The following is a 7,063-nucleotide window of genomic DNA, read 5'->3' on the forward strand; positions in this document are numbered from 1 at the left end:
TATTAATATTCCCAGCCTTTATTCAATCTAAATTTCTGTTCATTTTCTTTCAAACTGACCTTGACACTGAAAACATGTGAATAGGGAGTTTGAGAGATTCCACCAATATCTGAAAGCGCGTAATCAATCTGAAACTTTTCATTGAGAAAAACTCCCAACCCAAAACTTGGCTTCCAAGAAGTATAATATGTCGCATCAAAATCCTTGATCCGCTGCACATTGCTCCCCCCGGCCCTCAAGAAAACCATGTTTCGGTAAGAAGCTTCTATACCCAATCTAGGATCCACACTGACCAATCCTGTCCTCACCAAGGTATTCCTTCTGCCATCAAAAGTAAAATCCAAGTCCAACACACCCTGCATCTTGAATTCCTCATTAATCTCTACATCCCTTGTCACGCTGAATATCGCCCTGGGTAAGGTCAGTTCAATGGAATTGACAGGGATTTGATTATTGGTCTGGGCATAGATGTCTCTTACCATGTCAGCATTGTGAAACCAGGCATTAAAAGTAGTAGTGATGTCGCGTAGCATGAAGCCAAAGCGCCATTGTTCCAACAAAAATATTCCACCCACATCCAATCCAAAACCCCAAGCCTGAGCAAATTTACCTACGTTCCTATGGATTACTTTTCCGTTGAAGCCGATTTTGAAAACATCACTGACGTCCCTTGCATAAGAAAGCATCAAGGCATAATCAGCCGCATTGAAGAATTGGATGTTGTTATAATTCAAAGCACCATTGGCATCATATAAAAATCTTGTATCAGGAATGTCATCTACACCAAACCTGATCAGGGATACTCCGATGGAATTGTCCATATCAATGCTTGTACTGTATCCGAGGTAGTCAAACTTGGCTATCCCTGCAAAATACTCCGCATGCATCATCGCAAATTCATGCTGATGACGGATACCGATCAGACCTGCCGGGTTCCAATAAGCCGCTGTCACATCCCGGACAGAGGATACCTGGGCGCCCCCCATTCCGAGGGCCCGTGCGCCTATACCTATATTCATGAATTCATTGGAATACTTGGGTGTTAGTGTTTGGGCATTAAGCTTGGCTACGCTAAAAAACAATACTATTCCAATAAAACACCTGATAATCACCATTTATCATGTATTAAATTATGATGCAAAGTAAAAAGAAAAACCTAAGGAAAAAGCCTCCCAATCAAAAATATAAAGGCACATAGGGCCAAAAACATGTTCGGAAGCGTACATAAAATTGTCCATTTCAGCCACACCTGTTTTTCCCCAAATCCTTTTTGCAGGTCAAGCCCAAAAAAAATCTCTTGGTCAACTTTTAACCAAAAAATGGCCCTATTGAAAAAAAATCAACTTTTTTTATTTTTTTTCAATTTTCCAGTACCTTTTTATACAAACACAGCTTGCAATGCAAGGTACTGTTTTACACTTTGGTACAGTTTTTCTAAGTGATCATGGGAAAAGAGGCGTGTCGGAGCTAAATGACAAGCCCTTAGGTAACTAAACCACTTAGAAAAAATGAACGCTTCAAACACCCAGATACAAATGCGGAAAGGACTTCTGGAGTTCTGCATTTTGCATATCATCGCAAGAGGGGAAGTATATGCTTCTGACATGATAGAAGAACTTACTGATTCCAAGATGATCGTGGTAGAAGGTACTTTGTACCCTCTGCTGAACAGACTGAAAAACGCCTCATTGGTTTCGTACAAATGGGTAGAGTCCGAATCCGGGCCGCCCCGTAAGTACTACTCCATTACCGAAGAAGGATCAAGGTTTTTAGAGACACTGAATGAAACCTGGGATTCCCTGGTAAATTCTACCCAATTAATCACCTCAAAGAAATAAGCCATGAAAAAGACAATAAGCATCAACATCAGTGGGATCCTTTTTCACATAGAAGAGGATGGTTATACCACATTGAAAAAATACCTTGAATCGATCAACAGGCATTTTTCACATTATGCGGACAATCAGGAAATTATCTCTGATATCGAAAATAGGATTGCTGAGATTTTTCTGAGCAATCTCAAAAACAACAAGCAGGTCATCACTGCCGAAAACGTGAACAGCCTGATCGAAAAAATGGGAACAATTGCTGATTTCAAAGCGATCGAGGAGGAATTGTCCGAAAATCCTGAGGAGAAAAAAGCCGATGCCGAGGAGGAGTATGATTATTACAAACACATCACTCCCAATGAAAATACCAAAGGGTATAAAAAACTCACAAGGTTAGAAAACCGCAAGATCCTTGGGGGTGTCTGTGCAGGCCTCGCCAATTACCTTTCCATTGATCCTCTTTGGACCAGGTTGGTTGCAATCTTGCTGATCTTTAGCGGCAACCTGAAACTTGGAAGTCCGGGATGGGATTTCCTTCCTTGGAACTTCAATTTCAGTCTCTCATTCGGCTTCTTTGCGATCATCGCTTATATCGTATTGTGGGTAATTCTGCCTGTATCTTACGATGAGCCTGAGGACAAAAACATCAAAAAACTTTACCGTAACCCGGACGACAAAACCTTAGGGGGTGTCGCAAGTGGATTGGCAGCTTACTTTGGCATCGAGGTAATATGGATGAGATTGTTGTTCATAGGATTGATATTTGCCGGAGGATCAGGATTTGTGATCTACATCATCCTATGGATTATCACTCCGGTGGCCAAATCGATCACCGAACGTATTCAAATGAAAGGTGGGGCAATTACCTTGGACAACATCGAGACCACGATCAAGGAAAACCAAAACCCTATTATTCCCAAGGAAGAAAGTCAGGCCAGAAAAATCCTTTTGACTCCTTTCAGGGTTCTTGGAAAAGTGATCAACGCACTCGGTGAGGCATTGGGGCCCTTAGGTTCATTCTTGCTCGCTGTCATCAGGGTCTTTTTCGGATTGATCATATTCATCATCGGTATGGCCATCACAATAAGTCCTCTAATTATACTTGGTGTTTACTTCGGAATCGCTCCGGGAAATGACGTATACTTAGGCATAAGGGAAAGCATCCCGATGGAATGGATTACCGAAATCGTACCTGTATGGCTGGCAATTTCAGCAAGTGTGGTTTTGCTGATCCCAGGTATCATAATCGTCTTGCTAGGTATTTCTGTTCTGATCAAAAAGAGCATCATTGATGCAAGATTCGGATTGGTAGCTTTGGGTCTATGGCTGCTCAGCATAGGGTTATGTGCCTTCCAGATCCCAAAAGTGGTGGCCACATTCAAGACCGAAGCTACCCATACAGTGGAACAGGCTTTGAGTTTTGCTCCTGGCACGATAGTCCTCAAATCGGTTGAAAATGATGCTGAAGATGGCCTTTTTGACAAGGTAAAACTTCAACTTGACGGCACAGATGCAACAGAACCCATCTTACTCCAACACTTTGAAGCACGGGGCAAGTCTAAAGCAGATGCTTTGCAAAACGCACAAGCCATCCAATACAGCTACAATGTCGCTGATTCAACGCTCACCTTGGAAAGGTCTATCAACCTGAATGGTTTGGATAAATTCAGAATCCAAAATCTCAAACTCAACTTGGAGATGCCATATGACAGGCCTTTTGTGATGGATAAATCAATCATCCCGATCATTGAAAATACTATCCATCGAAATGGATACAAAACCAGAGATATCAATTCCCGAAACCACTGGGTTTTCAATGAGAACGGCCTTCTTTGCCTTACCTGTAATGAGGCCGGCAAAACCTCTGAAGCAGATAGCCTGTCAAGAGCTAAATTTGAAGGGACTTATTTTATGATGAAATAAATCAAAAGAAGACTAAACCAACCAATGCAAATGCGGGATACCAACAAGTATCCTGCATTTTTTTTGTAGGTCAAGCTACCAAAAACACTCCTTTCAGGAAGCTAGCTATATCTTAAGTTATATTTCCTCCTATTGGAATAAATCGGCCATTTTTACCTTCAGGCTCGCATAAAAATCGTACTTTTAATAAGCAACAAACCCAAAATAACATGCAAGTCAAACTCAAATTTTTAGGAGGGGCAAAGACTGTAACCGGCTCCAGGTATCTGCTTGAAATCGATCAGCAAAAAATCCTGGTAGATTGCGGTCTTTTTCAGGGAATGAAGGAATACCGCCTTCGAAATTGGGACAGTTTCCCCATCCCCCCTTCCGAAATTGATATGGTAATTCTTACCCATGCCCACATAGACCATACAGGATACCTTCCCAAATTGGTCAAAGAAGGTTTTGGAGGGCCTATATACTGCACTTTCCCTACTTTGGAATTGACCAAAATCCTGCTGCTTGATTCGGGAAAACTGCAAGAGGAAGAAGCTGCCTATGCACAAAAAAAGGGCTATTCCAGACATGAAAAGCCCCAGCCCTTATATACCAAAGAAGACGCTGAAAAGGTCTTCCCTCATTTCCGCCCGGTGGAATTGGATACTGAGGAACGAATCAATGATTCGGTATCATTTTCTTTTTTCAATGCAGGCCATATCCTAGGTGCCTCCATTCTCAAAATCAAAGTCAAAGGCGAAAACCAGGAAAAGAAAATCGTATTCTCAGGTGACTTGGGTAGATACCATGATCCAATCCTAAACCCTCCTGCCAGAATCCCCTTTGCAGATATCCTTCTCATGGAATCGACTTATGGCAACCGCAAACAATCAAACCACAAACCCGAGGAGGAACTTGGAAGGGCTATCAGGGAAACATTTAGAAATGGAGGGGTAGCAGTCATTCCAGCATTCGCTGTGGGCAGGACCCAGATGATTTTATATTATTTACACCTTTTGCAGCAAAAAGGAAAAATCCCGGATATTCCGATTTATGTCGATAGTCCGATGGCCATTGACGTCACCAAGATGTACAAGGATTTCCACCAATATCACCGCTTGAAACCTGCTTTGGAGGAAGAAAACTGCAATCCTTTCCTCCACAAAAACCTCCACTACTACCAAAGCCAGGAATCTTCCATGTCACTCAATAACCTTCGGGGGGATGCCATTATCATTTCCGCCAGTGGCATGGCCACAGGTGGCAGGGTCCTTCACCACCTTTACCACCGATTACCTAACGAGCAGGACAGCATCATTTTCGTCGGCTATCAGGCTGAAGGGACAAGAGGCCGAAGGCTTTTGGATGGGGAGAAGACTGTCCGGATGTATGGCATCGATGTCCCAGTCAAAGCAAAAGTTTTCTACATCGAAGGACTTTCGGCCCATGCCGACCAAGAAGAATTGATAGAATGGGCAGAGGGATTCACTTCCAGACCCAAGAAGGTATTTCTTGTCCACGGGGAAAAAGAAGCCTCCGAAGGATTGGCTCTGCGGCTCAAAGAAGAATTGGACTGGCATCCGATTATTCCCGAATACTTGGAGAGTTTTGAGTTGTTTGAGGGAATTTAAGGATGTCTATAGCCAACAGTTCTTGGTCCACAGTTGCTTATTTTGAACTTCAAACCTATCATTAAAAAGTTATTTGCTGATAGGCTCCTATTCAAAATTCAATTAATTCAATCCGGGAAACCGCTCTTATCGATATTGGGAATGATTTTGAGAGCGTTTTTGTAATAGACTTTTTTCAACACTTCATCGGATAAGCCCAAGCCATACATGCTCCAAAAGGCATGGTATTTTTTGTAGTAAGGGAAGTATTCGTCTTCAGTTTCCAAGACACGGAAGTAGGTATAGAATTCTTCTTTGTTATAAGCATCTTTGGCAAAGAGGATCCTGTCCTGATATTCTGTAAAGAAACGGTTGGCACGCTTAGGCTGTCTGCCAAACTCTGCTATGACGGCACCTATTCCAAAATAAACATTGGGATACTTATCAAGGTGCGCACTAGCTTTGTCAAGGTCATTGGCCATCCAACCCATATGTGCATTGACGAAGGTGGTCCTGGGATGCTTCTTGAACACATGGTGTTGCTCGGCGATAATCTGGGCAAAAGGTGCCGGATCAGTATCACTCCTTTTTCTGTTTGGATTGATTTTCAATTCAAGCCAACGCTCATTATTTGCATCCAAAGGTTGCCAAAATTGCTCGGGATCAGCTGCATGGATGAGAACAGGAATCCCTAATTCTCCACACTTTTTCCAAACGGGATCCAAGTCAGGATGGTCTATCGGGATACGGGCTCCATTGATATCTTTGGCGGATAAGCCTAAACTTTTATAAATTTTCAGTCCATTAGCACCGTTTTGAACATCTTTTTCCAAATCCGCCACAGCCTTTTCACTCCAACCCGGAGAACCGAATTCTCTAAAAGAAAGATTCGTAAAAACGATAAACCTGCCTGGTGCAACTCCATTAAATCTCCTGATCATGGAATACATATATTCCTGTCCATCTATATCTCCGGCAGCTCCTCTACCCCTTCCGCTGAGATTCACCATTACTCCCATATTGAGTTCATCCATTTCTTTGACTAAAAGGTTTACCCTATCTTGGGTCACATTCCACTGATGACTGTGGATATCAATAAAAGGGAATTTGGCTCTTTTGACAGGGTTTTGAGGAACCACCAATGTCGATGGAGGATTATATTCCTCGAAACTCATTTCCTGTCCCAGGGATTCAATCCCCACAAAAGCAAAGGAAAAGAATAATATGGCAATTAATGTTTTACCACCTTGAGCATTGAAAAAGCTTGTTTTCATAGGGATTTATTTTGGTCAAGGTAAATATGGAATTCTGCCTTGCAATAAAAAAGGCTTTTGTGATTATCGGAATCTTAAAACAGGATTTGGGCGATTCCATCATTTGGATCAATCAGAAAATCTCTTTAAGCGCAGCTTTTAGAAAAGTCGGGATATGGGTGGAGTTCATCACTTTGATATCGGTCAATAAATCTGTGTTTTCATCCAGAAAATCAAAAACCGTTTTTGGTGGAAGCTTCTCGAAAAGGTCATTAAAAACTCGCCACGCAGGAATATTATTCTCCGTTAATACTCTCAGGAAGATGGAATCAAAAAGTAAGTATTTGTCAAACCTACTATCCAACCCCTCTAAAGGAAGCTCGTTTTCCGCCAAATTTGTTGCAATTCTCCTGCATTTCTTTTGGATAAATGCAAAGGTATATCCTGTTGAGGCTTTGGTATGTCCTCC

5 protein-coding genes and 1 pseudogene are annotated in these 7,063 nt (G+C 42.1%); 3 read left to right on the top strand and 3 right to left on the bottom strand.

Going from position 1 to position 7,063, the window contains the following annotated elements:
* Positions 1 to 2: 2 nt before the first annotated feature.
* Positions 3 to 1,115, bottom strand: a complete 1,113-nt coding sequence (locus tag ACZFYI_RS01320; RefSeq protein WP_462522318.1) for a putative type IX sorting system protein PorV2 — start codon at positions 1,113 to 1,115, stop codon at positions 3 to 5.
* Between the two features lie 393 nt (positions 1,116 to 1,508).
* Between ACZFYI_RS01320 and ACZFYI_RS01325 the strand changes: the two genes are divergently transcribed.
* The 3 genes from ACZFYI_RS01325 (at position 1,509) to ACZFYI_RS01335 (ending at position 5,362) form a co-directional block, all read left to right on the top strand.
* A complete protein-coding gene (locus tag ACZFYI_RS01325) occupies positions 1,509 to 1,838 on the top strand; it encodes a PadR family transcriptional regulator (protein WP_462522319.1) in 330 nt (109 codons plus the stop codon).
* Positions 1,839 to 1,841: 3 nt separating this feature from the next.
* Entirely contained in the window at positions 1,842 to 3,752 is a 1,911-nt protein-coding gene (locus tag ACZFYI_RS01330) for a PspC domain-containing protein (RefSeq protein ID WP_462522320.1), read from the top strand.
* Between the two features lie 209 nt (positions 3,753 to 3,961).
* Positions 3,962 to 5,362, top strand: a complete 1,401-nt coding sequence (locus ACZFYI_RS01335; RefSeq protein WP_462522321.1) for an MBL fold metallo-hydrolase RNA specificity domain-containing protein — start codon at positions 3,962 to 3,964, stop codon at positions 5,360 to 5,362.
* Positions 5,363 to 5,469: 107 nt separating this feature from the next.
* Here ACZFYI_RS01335 and ACZFYI_RS01340 read toward each other — a convergent pair whose 3' ends face one another.
* The gene (locus ACZFYI_RS01340) at positions 5,470 to 6,615 is read right to left on the bottom strand and encodes an amidohydrolase family protein (protein ID WP_462522322.1); all 1,146 of its coding nucleotides are present in this window, start codon (positions 6,613 to 6,615) and stop codon (positions 5,470 to 5,472) included.
* A gap of 112 nt (positions 6,616 to 6,727) precedes the next feature.
* Positions 6,728 to 7,063 (bottom strand): annotated as a pseudogene (locus ACZFYI_RS01345) (lycopene cyclase family protein); the annotation flags it as partial.

It is taken from the genome of Aquiflexum sp. (assembly GCF_977115555.1).

Excerpts from the sequence above, each read along its gene's own strand:
- ACZFYI_RS01320 (WP_462522318.1), bottom strand. The coding sequence starts at position 1,115 with ATGGTGATTATCAGGTGTTTTATTGGAATAGTATTGTTTTTTAGCGTA.
- ACZFYI_RS01325 (WP_462522319.1), top strand. The coding sequence starts at position 1,509 with ATGAACGCTTCAAACACCCAGATACAAATGCGGAAAGGACTTCTGGAG.
- ACZFYI_RS01330 (WP_462522320.1), top strand. The coding sequence starts at position 1,842 with ATGAAAAAGACAATAAGCATCAACATCAGTGGGATCCTTTTTCACATA.
- ACZFYI_RS01335 (WP_462522321.1), top strand. The coding sequence starts at position 3,962 with ATGCAAGTCAAACTCAAATTTTTAGGAGGGGCAAAGACTGTAACCGGC.
- ACZFYI_RS01340 (WP_462522322.1), bottom strand. The coding sequence starts at position 6,615 with ATGAAAACAAGCTTTTTCAATGCTCAAGGTGGTAAAACATTAATTGCC.